A 19,816-nucleotide genomic window follows, 5' to 3' on the forward strand; every position below is an offset into this window, starting at 1 on the left:
TTCATTATAAAATAAGAAATAATGCAGTGGTCTCGTTATTTTCTCAATGTTGAATCTTCTGCTTGTGGTCAAGCTTGGTTAGATGCCCTTGATGTTCAAGGGATAAATAACGCGCGCGCTATTTCTCAAAAATTTGGCTTTCCAGATCAGTTAGCTCGAGTACTTTCAGCAAGAGATGTGGATGAAGCTGAGGCTGTTGCTTTTATTAATCCAACATTACGTACGCTTATGCCTGATCCAGAAAGTTTTAGGGATATGCAATGCGCTGCAGAGCGCATTGTTAAGGCTCTTCTCAATCAAGAACAGGTTGCTGTGTTTGGTGATTATGATGTTGATGGTGCTTGTTCATCGGCACTCATAGCACGTTTTTTTCGTTATTTTGGTATTGAAGTCAAAATTTATATTCCTGATCGTATTGTTGAAGGTTATGGTCCGAATGAACAAGCAATGAGGATGCTTGTGCAAGAAGGCGCTCGGTTAATCATCACTGTTGATTGTGGTGCAAACAGTCCTGATGCCGTAAAAGCAGCGAGGCTTGCTGGTGCTGATGTTGTGATTTTAGATCATCATCAAATGTCAGAGATTCATCAAGAAGCTGTTGCTCTTGTCAATCCTAATCGTCCTGATGATTTTTCTAAACAGGGGCATTTATGTGCAGCTGGCGTTGTTTTTGTTACGTTAGCTTGGGTTCATCATTTGCTGCGGAAAAAACAATTCCAAGGACCGCTGCCTGATCTTTTAAGTATGCTTGATCTTGTTGCATTGGCAACCATATGTGATGTCGTTCCATTACAGGGGGTTAACCGTGCTTTTGTGTTAAAAGGGCTTCAAGTTGCTCGTTCTATGCATAATCTAGGAATAACAGCTTTAACAAAGGTTGCACGAATAGGGGAGCCGCTTAATAGTTTTCATTTAGGCTTTTTATTAGGTCCTAGAATTAATGCAGGAGGGCGCATTGGTGATCAAGCTTTGGGAGCACGTTTGCTTAGCTGTGAGAATAAAGATGAAGCGGACAGAATAGCAGAACAATTAGATCGGCTTAATCAAGAACGCCAAGAAATGGAGAACATTCAATTAGCACAAGCGGAATCTTACATTTCTTCTCTTTATCAAGATCAAGAAATACCATTGTCACTTGTAATTTCTCATAAAGAATGGCATCCGGGAATTATTGGTATTCTTGCTTCCCGCCTTAAAGAGCGTTTTTTTTGCCCTGTTTTTGCTATTGCTTTGAAAGAAGATGGAAATGGCGTAGGGTCGGGACGCTCAATTAATGGTATAGATTTAGGAGCACTCGTTCGTGAAGCTGTTACATTAAATTTATTAGAAAAAGGAGGGGGACATAGTATGGCAGCAGGAATTACAATTCAATCAACAAAAATTGAAATTTTTCGAAAATGGCTAGAAGAAAAAGTTTCTTTAATGGTTTCACAGTTGCGTGCAAAAAAATCTCTTAGTATAGATGGTTCTCTTTCTGCTTCTGGTGTTAATGAAGCGCTGTTTGAATTGCTTGAAAAAGCAGGGCCATTTGGGGCAGGGAATGCAACACCTGTTTTTGTTCTTCCCTCTCATCGACTGGTGAATCTATCTGAAGTTGGTAAAGGACATCTTCGCCTCATTGTATCTAATGTTGAAGGAAAAAAACTACAAGGAATAGCTTTTCGTGCTGTAGGGACATCGCTAGGTGATTTTCTTTTTGAAAATATTGGTGAAATGATTCATTTAGCTGGTCATCTTAGTTTGAATTATTGGAATGGAACGATCAATCCGCAACTGCGCGTGATTGACGCAGCTGCAGTGGTTTGAAATGGATATTTTTTACATTAGATGTCTAGATTAGAAGCAAAAGTAGAATTTTCTTGTATGAAACGAAATCGTGCTTCTGGTTTTGTTCCCATGAGACTTTCTACAGTCTTTTTCGTTTCTTGCATTTCCACGGCATCAATAGAAACACGAAGCAATGTACGTTTTTGAGGATGCATAGTCGTTTCTTTAAGTTGTTCTGCGCGCATTTCACCCAGCCCTTTAAAACGCCCGATTTCGATTTTAGCTTTTCCAGTAAATTCAGTTTTGAGCAATTCATCCTTATGAATGTCGTCACGAGCATAAGCAACTTTTCCTCCTTGCGATATTCTATAAAGGGGAGGGACGGCAAGATATAAATGTCCCTGATGAATAAGGTCAGGCATTTCTTGAAAGAAGAAGGTAATGAGCAGTGACGCAATATGAGCACCATCAACATCAGCATCTGTCATGATGATAATACGTTCATATCTGAGATCTTTTTCACGATACTTGGAGCGTGTTCCACATCCAAGAGCAAGGATAAGATCGCTAATTGTTTGGCTTGAGTTCATTTTTTCATGTGCAGCACTGGCGACATTTAAGATTTTACCACGAAGAGGTAAAATTGCTTGGTTTGCTCTATTTCTTGCTTGTTTAGCAGATCCTCCTGCAGAATCCCCTTCAACAATGAATAGTTCAGCACCCAAAGCATGGTTTTGGCTACAATCTGCAAGTTTACCGGGCAGACGTAATTTACGGACAGCAGTTTTTCGACTTATTTCTCTATCTTGGCGTCGTCTAATACGTTCTTCAGCACGTTCGATAACCCAATCGAGAAGTTTTGTTGCTTCTTGTGGGGAATTTGCTAACCAATGATCAAAAGGATCGCGGATTGCATTCTCAACGATACGCTGTGCTTCAATGGTTGCTAATCGATCTTTTGTTTGTCCAACAAATTCAGGGTTACTGATAAAGACTGAAAGTATTGCGGCTGTTGAAATCATAATATCGTCAGACGTAATAATCGTTGCGCGCTTGTTTCCTATTAACTCAGCGTAGGATTTCAATCCACGCAAAAGAGCTTGACGTAATCCTATTTCATGTGTTCCGCCTTCTCCTGTAGGAATCGTATTGCAATAAGATTGCACACAAGAATCACCACCATGCCAAGCGATAGCCCACTCAACGGAGCCATGGCCATTATTGTGTTGTGTTTTGCCAGAAAAAATTTCTGACGTTACTCGATATTCATCTTTTAGTGACGAAAGTAAATAGTCTTTAAGCCCATCGGGAAAATGAAAAACAGCTTTTTCAGGAATATTTTTTGCGCCTTCAAGTATGACGGGATCGCAAGACCAGCGAATTTTTACGCCACCAAAAAGATAGGCTTTGGAGCATGTCATCTTATAGATTTTTTCTGGATCAAAAGCTGCTTTTTCACCAAAAATTTCATGATCAGGATGAAAACGAACGCGCGTACCACGACGATTATAAACATCTCCCAGATCTTCCAATCCAGATTGAGGAATACCACGTGAGAAACGTTGGCGGTAAAGTTTTCGTTCTCGGGCAACTTCAACTTCCATATCATCAGAAAGAGCATTGACGACAGAAATTCCTACTCCATGAAGTCCACCAGCAGTTTGATAAGCTTTTCCATCAAATTTTCCCCCTGAGTGGAGTTGTGTCATAATAACTTCAAGAGTCGATTTCTCGGGCATTTGAGGATGATTTTCGACAGGAATACCGCGTCCATTATCTGTAACGGTTATATAACCATTCCTATCTAATGAGACCTCAATAGAATCTGCATAACCCGCAACAGCTTCATCCATCGCGTTATCAATAATTTCGGCAAATAAATGATGAAGCGCTTTACTGTCTGTTCCACCAATATACATTCCAGGGCGTAAACGTACCGGCTCTAAACCCTCAAGAACTCGAATAGAGAGGGCATTATAGTCATCTTCTTGCGTATCTTTTGCACTTTTTCTTGAAATCATCGCGTTTGATTTCATTGGAGACTGCAGAGTGTTTTCTTTTGTATTTACCCGAGATTGGGCTTTATTTAAAACACTAAAAAGATCCTTTTTGTTATCGCTCATAGCGTTTAACTATCCACCTCATAAAATCAAATATTTATTAAAATAATTTTATGCCTGTTTTTTATTTAAAAATCAATGCACTTAGGAAACATCGATTGTTGGACCAAAAATTTTTTCAAAAGCGTGTTTGAGAGCAATATCAATATCATGCATTGCTACAGGGCAACCTAGATCAAGAAAGCTTGTTACACCGTGGTTTGTAATTCCACAAGGAACAATTCCTGAATAATGGGCTAAATTAGGATTAACATTGATAGAAACTCCATGAAAACTTATCCATTTGCGCACTCGAATGCCAATAGCTGCAATTTTATTTTCAGAAGAAAGATCATTTTGTTTTGATGGGCAATGAGGCTGTTTAATCCAGACACCAACGCGATCTTCTCGTCGTTCGCCTTTAATATTAAAGTTGGCAAGCATCTGTATGATCCATTCTTCTAATGCACTAATGAAAGCACGAATGTCTTGTTTTCGGCGTTTAAGATCAAGCATGATATAAGCAATACGCTGTCCTGGACCGTGATATGTAAATTCACCTCCACGTCCTGCTTCATAAACAGGGAATAAATTAGGTGCCAAAAGATCTTTTTTATTTGCACTCGTTCCCGCTGTATAAAGGGAAGGGTGTTCAAGAAGCCAAACTTGTTCATGCGCGGTTTTTGCAAGAATTTTTTCTACACGTTCTTGCATATAACGCAGAGCTTCAGGATACTCAACTAGATGATCACTTATCTTCCATTCGACGGGTGGATTTTCTAGAATTGCATTAAAATGATGTGATAAGTGATTACGATCTGTATGTTTCAATTCACATGTCATGGGTAATATTTATCTTGATGTTTGAGTTTGTATTGTAATCAATAAAAGTGATTACAGAGTAAGGTATAGAATTGTTGAATAAAAGAGAATACGTTCATAAAATTTTATCTTAAGAAGATTTGCTACGCTTAAAAATCCACGTTCCTTTTACCATCTTCCTGTTGCACCGCCACCACCTGATGATCCACCACCACCCCTAAATCCCCCTCCACCTCGAGGACCTCCGAACCTTCCACCAGGATATCTGCCACCGGCACTTAAGTTAAGAAACCAAGGTGTGAAGATGATCCCCAGCCAGAGATACTTTTGTGGCCCCACTTTTTTACCAAAAATCATTGCAAGAATAGGAAGACCAAACATTATAAAAAAGGCTAAAAACATAATTGCATTGATTACCATTTCTTCTTTTTCAGCTTGTTTACGTTGTTCTTCAACGATTTTAGCTTTTTCTTTGATGCGAAAAGTAAAATCAGAATCACTTTCTGTAATAACTTTGATAATTGCATCAACTGCTTCAGCAATTCCTTTTTGATAATTTCCTTCGCGAAAATTAGGAATCATGAAGCTATTAATAATGACAGAGGAAAGAGCATCTGTTAGCTCTCCTTCCAAACCATATCCAACTTCGATACGTGCTGTGCGTTCATTCGGTGCAATGACCAGTAATACACCATTATTGATCTTCTTTTGGCCTAATCCCCATGTACGAAAAAGAGAATTGCTGTACGTTTCTATATCATTGCCCGAAAGAGTAGGGAGTGTTACAAGAACAATTTGATCTCCCGTTTTCTCTTCGAGTGCTGCCAGTTTTTTTGTTAAGTCTTCCTTGGTTGCATTATCGAGCAAATGAGCCACATCATTAACATAACCTGTTAAATGAGGAAATTTTATTTGCGAACAAGCGATACTTCCCAATGCAGCAACTAAATACAGAGAGCAGATAAAAGCCCATAATTTTGGAAATACAATACGTTGCAAAGAGTATCGAAATGATTTCATTAATTAAAATTAACCTTTGGTGTTTGTTGGCTATCAGTATCGATGGTAAAAGTTGGCATAGGTTTAGCATCATGAAACCATAATTTTGCCCAAATCATCGTCGGCATTGTTTTGAGTGCAGTATTGTAGGCACGTACTGTTTCAATATAATCGCGGCGCGCAACGGAAATACGGTTTTCTGTTCCTTCTAATTGTGATTGAAGAGCAAGAAAGTTTTGGTTTGCTTTAAGATCCGGATAGTTTTCAACAACAGCCATAAGTCGCGAAAGTGCACTTGATAAATTTGCTTGATTTTTGAGATATTGCTGCATAATTTCTGGATTATTCAACATATCTGCATTAATGTTGACTTGTGTTGCTTTAGCACGTGCTTCAATTACATTTGTGAAAACACTTTGTTCATGAGCTGCGTAAGCTTTAACTGTTTCTACAAGATTAGGGATGAGGTCTGTACGACGTTGATATTGATTGAGCACTTCACTCCATGCTGCATGTGCTTTTTCTTCATTTGTTGGTATCGCATTGAATCCGCAACCACTTAAAAATGGCACTAACCATACCAAAAAAATAATAATTGAAAATCGTTTTAATATTCTAAACATTGAAGAAGTTTGTACATTTAACATAAAGATGTCTCCACAGATATTTTATGTATTATATAGAGTTTTTTTTCTTGGTGGAAAGTATTTTGAAATTTATAAACAGGCGTATTTATCAATAAATTGATATCTCTCTGCGTTTTAGGTACGCTTAAGTGACTTGTTGATATTAAAATAATAATAGTAATATAGATGTCATCTTATAAAAGATCAATAATATTCATATTAATTATTATTACAGAAAATTATATTATTTTCGTAGGAGTTTTGGGTTTCAAAATGTGCAGATAATAACTGGAAAAGAGAAAAATGTAAGGATCAATTTTATAGAAAAATAGAAGGTAAGGGCAGTTCCTATTTTCTTCCTTTAGAAGTTATGCTTAACGTATTGGATAAAAAGACTTTTTAATTATGTATATCAGCAACTGTAAGGAGAGACAAAGTTCTATGATAGAAAGTGTCCAACAGCAAAGTGAAAAATTTGACGGATTGGCTGATGATTATAATCGCTATCGTCCTCGCTATCCCCTTACTTTATTTAAGACCATGCTCTTTCCTTTTAAGAACAAAAAGAATTTGTCCATCGTGGATATAGGCGCTGGGACAGGCATCGCATTAGAGGGGATTGTTAAATTTTTAGGCAACGAGCACCAATATCATGCTATTGATGTATCGGAAGATATGATTAAGCAGGGACGAAGAAAATTTCCGAACGTGCGGTGGTATCAGGGCCGAGCCGAAGATCTATTGCCTCAAATAGGCAAGGTAGATCTTATCGTTGCAGCGCAGGCATTTCAATGGATGGATCGCCCTAAATTGCTTCGCGTTATTTCAGATCAACTTCGGGTCAATGGTGTCATGGCGGTTATTCAAAATAATCGTGATTTCAAGCATAGCGAATTTCTAGAGGCTTATGAGACATTGTTAGAGAAGATGAGTCCAAATTATTCCCGTTATTATCGTAATTTTGATTTTTTACAGGAAATGAGTGATGGCTTTGGGGTAGATACAGAAAAGATTTCTTTTCATACGCACAATTGGACGATGATGATCCCATCTGAAGCTTTTATTGGAATGAGCCGCTCTTCAACGCAAGTGCAACGCGCTATTGCTTGCTATGGGGAAGAATATTTGCGGCAATTGGTCGCATTGATAAAGAAATATGAAGTGCAAGGCAATTTGGAGCTTTTGTATCAAAGTGAGCTCTATATGTATGCAGGATAATCCGATATCGATGATTGCTTTTGCTCTTTTAACACATCAGAGTGGGCGGTATTCAGAAAATTAACGCCTTATTAAGTCAGACTTTGAGAGAGAAAGGTTTTTTCTTCTTCAGCATTCACATTGACATCTTATTACCGCTGATTTTCATTGTTCATTTAATATGAGAGAGTTTAAATAGAAAACTTATGCTCTGCATTATAGCATCGAAGCGCTTTCTTTACTGCAGTTTAACAACAGATTATTTTATAAAATGGAAAGAGGTAGATTGAATAGAAATATTTGATAATTCTTTGTTTTTATGATTGTTTTTTGTTATTAAATGAGAGTGTTTTTAATAAATTTTGACAAAAACAACTGAAAAAGTACAAAAAATTATCATAATCAGAAATTTGTAGTAAAAAAGGTAATGGCTTGGAAGAACCTTAAAAAAACAACTCATTTTGAAATTATCTCTAAATTTAGATTCAGTATAACAAAAAAGTAAAATATAAATATGCTATATGAAGCATTTCTCTGTTTAAAAGATATAATATAAAACAATATATTAATTATTTTTTTTGATATAAGAAAACTTCTTTTATTTTCTATTTTAAATAACGGGTTAGGCCGATTCTTATGTGGTTTTATTGAAGATGTGTTTTTCAAGATTTAATCTGGCGCTTTAAATACAATTTTAGAAGTGGCAAATAAGCTCAATTTCTTCTCTGTTGTGATGTGTTGAATAAGTTTTTTAATTTTCTATAGAGTTTAATTTTTGCAATCATGATAGATTGTGACAGCTATCTATTTAAGATTTTTATAAGTTTAGTAGGAATAGCTTGATGATAAATCCATTGAGTTCTCCATCTTTACGCTTCATAAAAGAATAAGCCTGCACCATCACACACTTTGTCATTTCCCAATGTTGTGACAGCTCTTGACACGGCTCATAAGAGGAGTAGTCCTTTTTTGTACAGTTTATCCATACGCCAATTTCGCTTATGACGTGCAAGCGAATGGTTTTGATTGATTCAACATACACAGATTTGGAATGAGAGAGTCTAAAGATATTCAGCTCTCTCATTTAATATGAATCATGCTAGATTATAATTATAAATTAATGCGTTATCTATTTTTAAAATCCATGACCTTGGTTGTGTTTGTCAATATTTCATTTTCATTTATCGTCAACTATTCTACTTTTGGATAATAATTCCATTGTAAGGAATACCTTTAAGAAAGCATTCTCGCTTTAAAGAGTCGTTATAGTTTTTTTTGTTTTATAGAAGGATCAATAATGCTAAACGTTATACTTTGATAAAAAAAAGAAAGTAAATTATGACTATTATACTGAAACCGAGCGAGGTGACGCTTAGTGAGCTTGCAGCTATTTATTTTAATGGTGAAGTAAGTAAACTTCATAATGACACGCATTTAGCTATCGAGAAAGGGGCTCAGCGCATTGCTGAAATTGCTGCTGGAAGTGAGCCTGTGTACGGTATTAATACTGGTTTTGGGAAGTTGGCTTCCATTAAAATTGATGCGGACGATGTCGCTGTTTTACAGAGAAACCTTATTTTGTCCCATTGTTGTGGGGTAGGAGAGCCTTTAGCTGAAAATATTGTGCGTTTGATAATGAGCTTAAAGCTTATCTCTTTAGGAAGAGGGGCTTCAGGAGTTCGTCTAGAATTGGTAAATTTGCTGGAAAATATGCTTGCAAAAGGCGTCATTCCTGTCATCCCTGAAAAAGGGTCTGTTGGTGCTTCAGGTGATTTAGCTCCACTTGCTCACATGGCGGCTGTTATGATGGGAGAAGGGGAAGCATTTTTTCAAAATATTCGTATGAGTGGGGCGGTTGCATTAGAGAAAGCGGGATTGTCCCCTATTATTTTAGAGGCAAAGGAAGGTCTAGCTCTTATTAATGGGACTCAAACCTCAACAGCCCTTGCACTTGCTGGTCTTTTTCGAGGTTATCGGGCATTGTGTGGTGGATTGTTGGCAGGGGCTTTGACGACAGATGCTATCATGGGATCAACGGCGCCATTTCATCCTGATATCCATATTTTACGAGGACATTATGGGCAGATTGCCGTATCGAAAACATTAGAAAAACTTGTAGAGGATTCAGAAATTCGTGCAGCACATTTACAGGGGGATGAGCGTGTACAAGATCCTTATTGTATACGTTGCCAGCCACAGGTCATGGGGGCATGTTTTGATATTTTGCTGGCAGCAGCAAAAACACTGATTATTGAAGCAAATGCTGTTACAGATAATCCATTGATTTTAAGGAATGGTGAAGTTGTATCAGGTGGGAATTTTCATGCTGAACCTGTAGCGTTTGCTGCTGATCAGATTGCTCTTGCTTTATGTGAAATAGGATCTATTTCTCAACGGCGTATTGCTCTTATGGTTGATCCAGCAGTTTCTTATGGACTTCCAGCCTTTTTAGCACATAATGCGGGTCTTAATTCAGGTTTTATGATTGCTGAAGTAACAGCGGCAGCTTTAATGTCTGAAAATAAGCAAATGGCCCATCCTGCTTCCGTTGATTCAACCCCAACTTCTGCCAATCAAGAAGATCATGTTTCAATGGCTTGCCATGGAGCGCGTCGGTTATTGGTCATGAGCGAAAATCTTTTTACACTTATTGGTATTGAAACGCTTGTTGCAGCACAAGGAATTGAATATCGTGCACCTTTAAAAACAAGTACTTTTTTGCAATCTGTTATGGAATGTCTACGAAAAAATGTTGCTTCTCTTAAGGAAGATCGCTATCTGGCTCCAGATCTTCATCAAGCACATATACTTGTGCGTGAAGGGCACTTATTATCTGTTTTACCAGAAACAATTTTTCCTTCATTAAGTTTTCAATAGTATTTGTTTTAAGGTCAATGCTGAAGGGGGGATATTGAATTTTGAAACTTCCTCATATGAAAATATAGAGGAGAAATGCTATATTTGAATTATTTAATAAATTATATATTTATTACTGTATATATCTGATTTTTGTAGTTAACTAGATATTTTGTTATTTTATAGAAACTATAAAATTAAAGCACCTATATTTTCTGATTTATATCAGAAATTTTAATATAAGTTAAATAATATATACGAATTATATATTCGTGATATTGTATTTTTATAAATATAAATTATAATATATGTATTGTATCAAGTAAAAATAAAATTTTTATTTTATATTCTTCTTATTTTTAATACTTTATGAATTTTATAGTTCATTTTTGATATTTAAAATAAAAAAGGAGAAAAGAATGTTTAAAAGTGCTAAATTATGTGTTTCAATAACAGTTCTTTTTTTTTCTCAAATTCTTGAGATTCATGCAAATTTTAGGAGAGCTAGCTTTCAAGAGGAAGTTTTCATTATGATAGTGGCTCAAGAGAAAGAGCCTCTTATTTCAGCGAAAAACAAAGATTTTATTGCTATCTCAGGGCAAATTCCCAGAGGTAATGAGAACGCTATCATCGGACCAATAATCAAAGATGCTTTTTTTATCGTATATTTTTTTTTCATTGGAAAGCTTGTCGTTAAGGCAGCTGGAGTCCTTAAAAGATGGGTTGTAGATAAATTTTCTCATGCTTTTGAAGACTTGCGAGATTCGTATTATCATTGATTGAGCTATTCAATTGGCATAAAAAGTTTGTTTTATGGGCTCAAAGAAAGTTTGCTTAAAGTAACAAAAAATTAATTGTATGCATAGTTAATGTGTTTGTTATGAATTTTTAGGCTTCTATTTCAGTGCACCGAAATAGAAGCCTAAAAGTTTAGATTACATTAAGGTTAATTTTCTCTGTAAAAAACTAGAGAATACGAAATGAATTAAATGACAATTGTGAAAAAATTCATTATCACTTTATTTGAATAAAATAATACGAAATTGTAGGCTATAAAAGCTGAATAATTCGCAATAAAAGTATTTTTTCATTGTTTAGAGCAAAGTGTTGGACTGGCTGGTCTTCGATGTTTTTTGAAATATATTTGTGAAAGAAACATGAGGCTTTATTTATCATAGGGCTGTTATCGTGGTGTGGATTGTCAGCATTTCAAAAAGTAAGGAAAGAAATGGCAATAAATGAACTGAAACGGGGTATGAGTAAGCGCCAAGTTATTTTTTTAGCTCTTGGTTCTGCTATTGGAACAGGTCTTTTTTATGGGTCTGCACAGGCAATTAAGCTTGCGGGTCCCAGTGTTTTGATTGCCTATTGTATTGCTGGTTTAGCTATTTTTATGGTTATGCGGGCTCTAGGAGAGATGATACTTCATAATCCATTGCCTGGTTCTTTTGCTCGTTATGCGGCAAATTACATATCACCATTAGCAGGTTTTTTAACGGGATGGACATATGTATTTGAGATGATTCTTGTTGGTTTGGCTGATATTACAGCTTTTGCGACTTATATGGGGTTTTGGTATCCTGATGTTGCTCCTTGGGTATGGGCACTGAGTATTACATTAATCATCACAGGTATTAATTTAGCGGCTGTAGAAGTCTATGGTGAACTAGAGTTTTGGCTATCTTCTATTAAAGTTATCGCTATCATTGCGATGATTATTTTAGGAATAGCAATTATTTTTTGGGGGTGGGGTGAAGGTGCAGATTTTTCTACCGTTACTGTTCATAATTTATGGAAAAATGGTGGACTTTTTCCCAATGGTTGGTTTGGTTTTTTAGCTTGCTTTAGTGTTGTTGTTTTTGCTTTTGGTGGCATAGAAATCATTGGCATGGCAGTCATGGAAGTTCAAAACCCTCATCAAACGATTTCAAAGGCAATTAATTCTACTCCAGTTCGTATTTTGCTTTTTTACGTCATGACGTTAGCTATTTTAATGTCTCTTTATCCTTGGAATGAGATTGGTCTCATGGATAGCCCTTTTGTATCCATTTTTGAAAATCTTGGGATTTCATATGCAGCAAATATTTTAAATATTGTTGTTGTTACAGCGGCTATTTCAGCAATGAATAGTGGAATGTATGGTGCTTGTCGTATGATCCATGGTTTATCGCAGGAAGGTTATGCTTTAAAAAAGTTTCAATATTTATCAAAAAACGGTATACCAGTTTTTGTTATTTTGATGATCTTCGGTATTTTTCTTCTTGGTGCTGTCCTTAATTATTTTTATCATGAAAAGCTTTTTTTTCTTATTGCCGCAATGGCAACATTTGCGACAGTTTTTGTTTGGATGATGATTCTACTTTCACAATTTTCTATGCGAATTAAGATGCCTAAAGAAGCACAGAATGGTTTAAAATTTCCCATTCCATTTTGGCCAATAGGGTCGATTTTTTCTATTTTATTTATGGTTTTTATTTTTATTCTCTTATGGTATTTTGATGAGACACGACCGGTTTTAATTATAGGTGTTAGTTGGATTGCTTGGCTTGTTGTTTGTTTCTATGTACTTAAACTTTATAATTTTAAGCAAAAGAAGCTGAATAAAATGTGAATAGAGAAAAAACTCAAAACAAATAGCTGATGTCATCAGGAGAACAGGTGTTTGATTGTTTTCTCTAAAGGTTAGAACAATCTAGATTGAAAAAATCTGCTCGTTATTATTTTGCTTTGGAAGTTTTTGTGAGCCATTGCTTACGGTAACGACCAAATCATATAAATATTAGACGTTTTTTGATGGTGAGCTGTGCCATCAATATAAGTCTTTCAGGTTAAAATGCCTAACAGCGCAAATAGATTTTACCAGATACAAGATTATAGGCAGATATCTTTTTCTAAACGTATTAATGAAGTTCTGTTTTACGAAAGAAGTTATTGTAAGAATTGTTTTTTAGCTCTTTAAAAAATTGGTTGTTTAAATTTTGTTGTTTAGAAAATTAATATTGCTTTTAGAAGCGAAGATAAAGTTCTTTATGTATTTTTTCTCAAAGAGGATTGGCGTTGGTAGAAAATAGTGGATAACAAAGTTACATGAGGCATTGTATCATTGTTTTTACAAAAACTTTAATAAACAGCAGCAAGGTATTACAATAAAATTTCATAGAAGAGTAAATTAAAGAGAACAATGAACGTGTGACAGTTTTACGATTCTTATTGCTCTCACAAGAGGAAGGATCAAACTTATTTTTTTAATATTGATACAAGAGTAATTTTTATCACAAGTGGAGGCGGACAAAATGCACTCCGCAACTGTATTTCGGTGAAAAATTATTCGATATTACCATAAAATGCGCTCAAGAACACTACAACCAGCAAAAAAAAATCATCGGAAAGTGGCTTTTTACACGAGAAATCTTCCAATAGCTCTGAACACACACAACAACAATTCTCTCTATCCTTGAGGCAACAGGCAATGTTGATATGGATGTACAATGAGATGCTACGATTATTGCTTCTCATCTGATTTCTGGTCAAGATATCAATGTAATGGGGGAAAGTATGACGATTGTTGGCATGACAGACCATCATAGCAGCCATTCACAGACGCATGAAACAGGTTTTTTGATGGGTATAGATATGACTTTGTAAGCCGATGGATTGGCGGTAATGGCTATACCTACGAGACAATACCTGCTGGTAGTAACTTTTTGATAGAATGGTAGAGAGTGGCTACAAATCCCATAAATTCCCATACCTGTCTTGGAGATGTGGATTATAAATGCCAAAAGTTTTATGGCACATTTCATTTAGAACAAAAGCCTTGAATTAAATCATGGAGTAAAAAATGAAACAAACTTTAAAATTATTAAGTGCGATAACTCTATTGAGTATAGCCGGATGTCAGTTTAATAAAACTCCTGGAGGGTATTTGAGTGCGTGGGAAAAGCCAGGAGCAGATTTTACAGAGATAGGAAAAGGCTTGTTAGAATGTGGTATGCCAACTCCTTATGATGTCGATCCAGAAAATAGAAAGCAGAGCATCAATGCAAAAGCAACAATTTATGCTTGCATGCTTCAATCAGGTTTCCGCTATAAAGATGAAGAGGTAGCAAGAGCGGGTGGGCCATGTTATACTTTTAGAGCCGAAAACTTGCCGATTTGTCGTTCAGGCGCTGTCATCCCGAGGCGCAGTGTCAAGAAGCGCTTGAACAGCCCTTTTTGTAAAAAATATAAAAATGCACCTGAATGCAAACCTTAAGTCTTGCTGTTTGTGACGATCACAATCCCTACCTTCATGTTTCTCATACCCGTACGCGGGGGGCTTAATTCAGCATGTCAATGCTATTTATTTATGGGTACCACAACTGTTGGCGCAATAATATAAAATATCTATTTTGGTTGTAATCAAAATATTGATAATAATTATAAGCATATCGTTGATAGATAGATGATTTTAGTAATAATTTTACCGTATTTTTGATATAATAATTATGGCATAATCTTCGGAAAGATAAAATAATATAGGTTGATAATGTTCATCATTGTTTTGGAAATAAAAAACAGTATGTAAAATAATTTATAGATTGTTTCGTAATATCAAAATTACTCAAGGATAGGAAAATGAAGCAGATTTTAAAATTATTAAGCGGGATAACCTTATTTGTTATGGCTGGATGCTACCCTGAGCAGCCTTCTCGAACAGCTGTAGATGCATGGGAAAAATCCGGTGCTGATCAGCTTGAGATCAAAAAAGCTCTGTTAGAATGTGGAATACAGCATCTTGATGGTCGTCTTGATACAGAAACAAGTACTGATGAGAAATTCAATGCTGAGGAGTCTGTGAATGCATGTATGATCCAAGCAGGTTTCCAAGATAAATTGGGAAGAATGAAGTGGTGTGAGAAATATAAAAATCTTCCAATTTGTCAGCCTGATGCAGTTATTCCTCAGCGAAGTGTAGAGAGGCGTTTGAATAGTCCTCATTGTCAAGAGCATAAAGAACAACCTGAATGTCAACCTTAAGTATTGAGGCTGCTGTAATCAAAAATCCTTCCATTCTTGTTTTTGCATGGGGGGTGGGATTGTTTCTTCAATATCTATATGCTAACAAAAGTCATCTTGCGTGTGAGAAAATATTAGAAGACTTATCAGTCTTTCTATCGTAAATATTGACGGAGGGGGAAATGAAAAAAACATTGAAATTATTGATTGCTATAATTTTATTAAGCTCTGCTGGGTGTATTAGCAAACCTCCCCCATCGACGTTAGAATTATGGGAAAAGTCTGGTGTCAGTAAGTCTATGGTCCAACAAGCACTGTCAAAATGTGGTTGGAAACCAATCTACGCTTCTTCTAAAAATATGGATTCGCGTGCAAGTGATTTTGCAGCAGTTTATGAGTGCATGACTAAAGCAGGTTATCGGTACAAATTACAAGATTCAAAGGGAATCTATTTTTCATCAACGCCGCGAAGTGATTCATTTTTAGTCAATTTAATGGTAGCAGGGTATCAGCAGGTTATGGACAATGATACTTTTGGTGTAACCAATTCGACACAACAAGAGCGAGATTTGATGTTACGTTTTGAAAATGATAAAAAGCGCCAGAAAATAAAAAAAGCTTTGCACAAGTGATCATCAACAGTAGAACATTAATTTTTAAAGCAATAATTAAATAAAAATATTAAACGGGAGAAGAGAGATATAGCTCTTTTTCTCTAATGTAGTTATATTCATCAGCTACGAGATTGGCAATAGTGTTGTTATCAGATGATGCTAGCGGAGGATAGTGAGTTGTTGTTTAGAGAAATTTATTCCATATAAAGAATGTCAAATAATAGCTTTGCTAAAATATCTTCTTTAACGATAATAAACAGATAGCTTTCATAGAGCTAATTTTGATGAAATTTTATTTTGGTGTTTTTTAAGTTCAGAATGGTGAGTGTTTTACTGTGTTTTAGATTTTATCAAAAGATCTAAAATATTACATTTATTAATTCAAATCATTGATGATAGGGTATTAGGAGAAGTTTTTTATTTATTCAAATTTCTTTGTTAGATATCTAGCATTTTTAATATAGAAATTGTGTACATTAGCTTATACATTAGTGTGCAATTTCTTGTTTTTTTGTTGTAGTTGAAGAGATGATGCGGTTATAGATTTCGTATACTGTATCTTTTTGTGCTGTGTTTTATTAAAACGTTTTAATCGTTTAATCTTAGAAGTTATTCTCATTTTGTTGTATTTTTATTTTTCGGTGGTGAGATAAATTGAATATTATATCTCTTCAAAATTCGCATTTTTTCACGTTTTTTTAAGATTGGTTTTTTGGCCTTTTGTAATTGCAGTTTCCAGCGGTTTTTGAGATGCATTCTTTAAAGGGATTTTCATCCTAAATGGTATTTTTAAACTTTTTGTTCTTTCTTTACATAAAACACAAAACATATTATTGAATGCTATGATTTTATCATAAAAAAAATAAAATAATTTTGTTTGTTTTATTCTTGTTGTGTTTAATTTGTGGTTTATTTTTTTGCCAGCATTTTTTGTTTTTGTTGAAAAAAGAAAGTTTTGAAAAACAATGATAATCAAGGTATCTAACAATCACTTGTATTCGTGCGTTTTTACAGCAGCTATTTTTTCTTTTTTGTTAAATATAAATATTGAGGCACATTCTCATTCATATACATCACTGTCATGTGACAAAAACAAATTACCTTATGAATGCAGTGATGGTTCAAAGCATACAATTAGTGATAAAGTATATAAATTCACGGCGCCTGTTAAAGAAAAGAATGGGGAGGATCGTTCTCTCATGTTACCTGCTGCTATAGTAGTGCAGGAGCCAAATACAGTTATTCAGGCAACGCGTGTAGAGGTTGAAGCTAATGCGGGTATAGAAGATATTTATGGTGTTTTTGTATCACGAGGGGGAAAAATTGTTTTGAGCGATTCAGCTTTAAAAAATGTATCAATAGGTCTTAAAGCTGATAGTGGAATGATTGAGGTTAATCGTGGAACAATTGAGGCTTCTCAGATTGCTGCTTATGCAGAGAAGCGAGGAGCATCTGTTACGTTAACGAATACAAAAATTAAAGTGGAAGGTTTGGGTATCGGTCAAGAGAGTGCTCTTTTCGTTAGGGCTGATGCGGGTATTCAGATGAAAAGTGGATTTATTGATGTGAATGATGCTGCTGCGCTTTATGTGGGGAGAGGGGGGAGTGCGACTTTAGATGGTGTTACCATTGCTTCAAAATATCAAAAAACAGAAGACAAAGAAAATACAAATGAAAAAATTACACATACAGTTTTCAATGTAAAACATCAGGGTTCTGTTTATGTAAAAAATACGAATATTATTTCTACGGATGTTCATGTTTTAACAGTTGGACAAGATTCTAACACGCCATCCAATAACGGCAGGGAAGGAAATATTTTAATTTCGCGGGTTAATATTGAAGATTCAACAATTAAAGCAATAGGTAACAAACATGGTATGTATTTTGAGAGGGATGAGGAAAATGATGCATATGAACAGGGGCTTGTCTTTTTGAAAAGGACGATTTTTGAGGTTCCAGATGGGACAGCTGTTCATAGTCATAACAGTCGTATTTATATTGGAGTAACAGAAGGTACAAAAATTTTTGGTGACTTATTATTAACAGCTAAAAAGGGGGGAAGTGTAGCGGTTTTGGCTAATTCTTCTTCATTGATAGGAGGGACTCGTGTTGCCGATGATTCTATTGCTGAGCTTTATTTAACAGGGGGATCAAAATGGTTTTTGACAAAAAGAAGAGAGATCGATTTGCAAGTTGCAAACCGTACAAGTTCGTCTATTTCATTTGTGAAAGTTTCTGATAGTTTTATTGCTTTTGAGACTCCAATGTTTCAGGAGTATCAGACACTTCATATTGGGAAGGGAGAAAAAGAAGTTTATAGTGCACAAGATAGGGCAGATATTTATCTCAATACGCATCTCAGTAGTGATGGTTTGCTCGATAATACAAAAACTGATCGGCTTTTAATACATGGTGATGTTTCTGGAAAAACAACAGTTTATGTGCAATTTGTTGCAGGAAATCAGGGTGAGATAGCAACCGGTGAAAATGCTCATAGTATTTCACTTATTCAGGTTTCTGGAAAAGCGGCAGAGGATTCTTTTCAGTTAAATCGTGCTTATATCGCATTAGAGGGTTTGCCTTACCAATATTATCTTCATGCTTATGGTCCAGCTTCTGCTCTTGGAAATGCACAAACTTCTCAAAGATTGGTTGAAGGAGATGGAGATTTTTGGGATTTTCGCCTTGAAAGTAAATATATTCAGCCTGCTTTAGAGGTGTCTGCTATTCCCCCTTCTGAGTTAAAGGTCAGAGAGGTTGTTCCACAAGTTCCGACCTATCTTTTGTTACCAAATGCGTTGTTTCATGTTGGGCTCATGGATATTAGTCATCAACAAAAGCAGTTGCAAGTTAGGCGGTCTATTCCTCGTAAATTATTAAAAGTTGAAGGGAACTTTGCTTTATCTGTTCACGGTTATGGTGGGAGTTATCGTTATGTCTCAGATCTTTCTACACTTAAATATGGGTACGATGGTCATGTTGATTATAACGCTATAAAAACAGATATTTTGCTCAAAACAATAGAGCGTGCATATAGTACGACATCTTTTGGGATTATGGGAACCTATGGAAAGCTTTCCTTACAACCTCATAACGTGGAACAAAGTCAAAAGAGTACATTTAATAAATGGTCATTTACGGCATATGCTAGTGTGAAACATTACACTGATTTTTATATAGATAGTTTTTTATCTTATGGTTTGTTTAAAGGGGATGTGCGTAGCCGTGTTTGGGGTAAGACGGCGACATTAAAAGCAAATCCTTTGAACGTGTCGTTTTCTGCTGGTAAAGTGTCTATGACAGGATATAAAGATCTTATTTTTGATCCGCAACTTCAGCTTATTTATCAACATCTTCAATTTGATAAGTTTCGTGATATTGATGGATTTGATGTTGAGATGAAAAAAATAGATCAATGGTTTATGCGTGTTGGTGGGCGTTTAAGTAAAACATTTACAGCCTCTGAAAAGGATCGTATCATTTCTTTTTATGGAAATATTCATCTTGCTCATTGTTTTGGTAAAGAACAATTTGTTCATTTTAAAGATGTTTTTCAGTTGAGTTCTTTTGGTTCTTCCTTAGAAGTTGGCTTGGGTGTCAATTCACAGTTTTCTTCTAAAGTTACACTTCACAGTGATCTTAGCTATCAGCATAGGTTAACCAAGGCTGGTTTTTCTGGAGTTCGTTTTTCTGGTGGATTGCGCTATCATTTTTAAGCAATCTTTTTAAAAATAATAAATGTGATTTTCGAAGTCTTGTTCTACTATCGGAATTAAAACCATTGTTTGTGCAGAATTTTTTAATAATGGTACCATGTGCTTTAATAAATATGAAA

13 protein-coding genes and 1 pseudogene are annotated in these 19,816 nt (G+C 35.5%); 10 read left to right on the forward strand and 4 right to left on the reverse strand.

Features of this window, described 5'->3' with window-relative positions; all coding sequences use genetic code 11:
* Positions 1–21: 21 nt before the first annotated feature.
* A complete protein-coding gene (gene recJ / locus ACFIM6_RS02395; protein WP_375611494.1) occupies positions 22–1,806 on the forward strand; it encodes a single-stranded-DNA-specific exonuclease RecJ in 1,785 nt (594 codons plus the stop codon).
* A gap of 17 nt (positions 1,807–1,823) precedes the next feature.
* Here the strand turns inward: recJ and parE are convergent, their stop codons facing one another.
* The 4 genes from parE to ACFIM6_RS02415 all read right to left on the reverse strand — a co-directional run bounded on the left by parE (position 1,824) and on the right by ACFIM6_RS02415 (position 6,334).
* Complete coding sequence (gene parE, locus ACFIM6_RS02400) at positions 1,824–3,890, reverse strand: DNA topoisomerase IV subunit B (protein WP_375611495.1); 2,067 nt, start codon at positions 3,888–3,890, stop codon at positions 1,824–1,826.
* Between the two features lie 81 nt (positions 3,891–3,971).
* Complete coding sequence (gene lipB / locus ACFIM6_RS02405) at positions 3,972–4,709, reverse strand: lipoyl(octanoyl) transferase LipB (protein ID WP_375611496.1); 738 nt, start codon at positions 4,707–4,709, stop codon at positions 3,972–3,974.
* Positions 4,710–4,856: 147 nt separating this feature from the next.
* Positions 4,857–5,708: a TPM domain-containing protein gene (locus ACFIM6_RS02410; RefSeq protein ID WP_375611497.1), complete on the reverse strand. Its 852-nt coding sequence runs from the start codon at positions 5,706–5,708 to the stop codon at positions 4,857–4,859.
* Positions 5,708–6,334: a LemA family protein gene (locus tag ACFIM6_RS02415; RefSeq protein WP_375611498.1), complete on the reverse strand. Its 627-nt coding sequence runs from the start codon at positions 6,332–6,334 to the stop codon at positions 5,708–5,710. The genes ACFIM6_RS02410 and ACFIM6_RS02415 overlap by 1 nt, the downstream gene beginning before the upstream one ends.
* A 420-nt stretch (positions 6,335–6,754) precedes the next feature.
* Between ACFIM6_RS02415 and ACFIM6_RS02420 the strand changes: the two genes are divergently transcribed.
* The 9 genes and pseudogenes from ACFIM6_RS02420 to ACFIM6_RS02460 all read left to right on the forward strand — a co-directional run bounded on the left by ACFIM6_RS02420 (position 6,755) and on the right by ACFIM6_RS02460 (position 19,697).
* The gene (locus ACFIM6_RS02420; RefSeq protein ID WP_375611499.1) at positions 6,755–7,531 is read left to right on the forward strand and encodes a class I SAM-dependent methyltransferase; all 777 of its coding nucleotides are present in this window, start codon (positions 6,755–6,757) and stop codon (positions 7,529–7,531) included.
* Between the two features lie 1,317 nt (positions 7,532–8,848).
* Entirely contained in the window at positions 8,849–10,387 is a 1,539-nt protein-coding gene (gene hutH / locus ACFIM6_RS02425) for a histidine ammonia-lyase (protein WP_375611500.1), read from the forward strand.
* Between the two features lie 398 nt (positions 10,388–10,785).
* Positions 10,786–11,145, forward strand: coding sequence for a hypothetical protein (locus ACFIM6_RS02430; RefSeq protein ID WP_375611501.1), 360 nt, complete (start codon positions 10,786–10,788; stop codon positions 11,143–11,145).
* Between the two features lie 449 nt (positions 11,146–11,594).
* Positions 11,595–12,977 carry an amino acid permease gene (locus ACFIM6_RS02435; RefSeq protein ID WP_375611502.1) on the forward strand — a complete coding sequence of 461 codons (1,383 nt, stop codon included), beginning with the start codon at positions 11,595–11,597 and terminating at the stop codon, positions 12,975–12,977.
* A 719-nt stretch (positions 12,978–13,696) separates the two neighbouring features.
* Positions 13,697–13,993 (forward strand): annotated as a pseudogene (locus tag ACFIM6_RS02440) (hypothetical protein); the annotation flags it as partial.
* Between the two features lie 214 nt (positions 13,994–14,207).
* Positions 14,208–14,621, forward strand: coding sequence for a hypothetical protein (locus tag ACFIM6_RS02445; RefSeq protein WP_375611503.1), 414 nt, complete (start codon positions 14,208–14,210; stop codon positions 14,619–14,621).
* Between the two features lie 362 nt (positions 14,622–14,983).
* Positions 14,984–15,385, forward strand: coding sequence for a hypothetical protein (locus tag ACFIM6_RS02450; RefSeq protein ID WP_375611504.1), 402 nt, complete (start codon positions 14,984–14,986; stop codon positions 15,383–15,385).
* Between the two features lie 161 nt (positions 15,386–15,546).
* Positions 15,547–15,996: a hypothetical protein gene (locus tag ACFIM6_RS02455; protein ID WP_375611505.1), complete on the forward strand. Its 450-nt coding sequence runs from the start codon at positions 15,547–15,549 to the stop codon at positions 15,994–15,996.
* Positions 15,997–16,943: 947 nt separating this feature from the next.
* Positions 16,944–19,697 carry an autotransporter outer membrane beta-barrel domain-containing protein gene (locus tag ACFIM6_RS02460; RefSeq protein WP_375611506.1) on the forward strand — a complete coding sequence of 918 codons (2,754 nt, stop codon included), beginning with the start codon at positions 16,944–16,946 and terminating at the stop codon, positions 19,695–19,697.
* The last annotated feature ends 119 nt before the right edge of the window (positions 19,698–19,816 follow it).

The sequence above is a fragment of the Bartonella sp. AA9NXGY genome (assembly GCF_042196845.1).
In the GTDB taxonomy this organism is placed as follows: domain Bacteria; phylum Pseudomonadota; class Alphaproteobacteria; order Rhizobiales; family Rhizobiaceae; genus Bartonella.

Excerpts from the sequence above, each read along its gene's own strand:
- ACFIM6_RS02455 (WP_375611505.1), top strand. The coding sequence starts at position 15,547 with ATGAAAAAAACATTGAAATTATTGATTGCTATAATTTTATTAAGCTCT.
- ACFIM6_RS02420 (WP_375611499.1), top strand. The coding sequence starts at position 6,755 with ATGATAGAAAGTGTCCAACAGCAAAGTGAAAAATTTGACGGATTGGCT.
- recJ (WP_375611494.1), top strand. The coding sequence starts at position 22 with ATGCAGTGGTCTCGTTATTTTCTCAATGTTGAATCTTCTGCTTGTGGT.
- hutH (WP_375611500.1), top strand. The coding sequence starts at position 8,849 with ATGACTATTATACTGAAACCGAGCGAGGTGACGCTTAGTGAGCTTGCA.
- ACFIM6_RS02460 (WP_375611506.1), top strand. The coding sequence starts at position 16,944 with ATGATAATCAAGGTATCTAACAATCACTTGTATTCGTGCGTTTTTACA.
- ACFIM6_RS02435 (WP_375611502.1), top strand. The coding sequence starts at position 11,595 with ATGGCAATAAATGAACTGAAACGGGGTATGAGTAAGCGCCAAGTTATT.
- ACFIM6_RS02450 (WP_375611504.1), top strand. The coding sequence starts at position 14,984 with ATGAAGCAGATTTTAAAATTATTAAGCGGGATAACCTTATTTGTTATG.
- ACFIM6_RS02445 (WP_375611503.1), top strand. The coding sequence starts at position 14,208 with ATGAAACAAACTTTAAAATTATTAAGTGCGATAACTCTATTGAGTATA.
- ACFIM6_RS02430 (WP_375611501.1), top strand. The coding sequence starts at position 10,786 with ATGTTTAAAAGTGCTAAATTATGTGTTTCAATAACAGTTCTTTTTTTT.
- parE (WP_375611495.1), bottom strand. The coding sequence starts at position 3,890 with ATGAGCGATAACAAAAAGGATCTTTTTAGTGTTTTAAATAAAGCCCAA.
- ACFIM6_RS02410 (WP_375611497.1), bottom strand. The coding sequence starts at position 5,708 with ATGAAATCATTTCGATACTCTTTGCAACGTATTGTATTTCCAAAATTA.
- lipB (WP_375611496.1), bottom strand. The coding sequence starts at position 4,709 with ATGACATGTGAATTGAAACATACAGATCGTAATCACTTATCACATCAT.
- ACFIM6_RS02415 (WP_375611498.1), bottom strand. The coding sequence starts at position 6,334 with ATGTTAAATGTACAAACTTCTTCAATGTTTAGAATATTAAAACGATTT.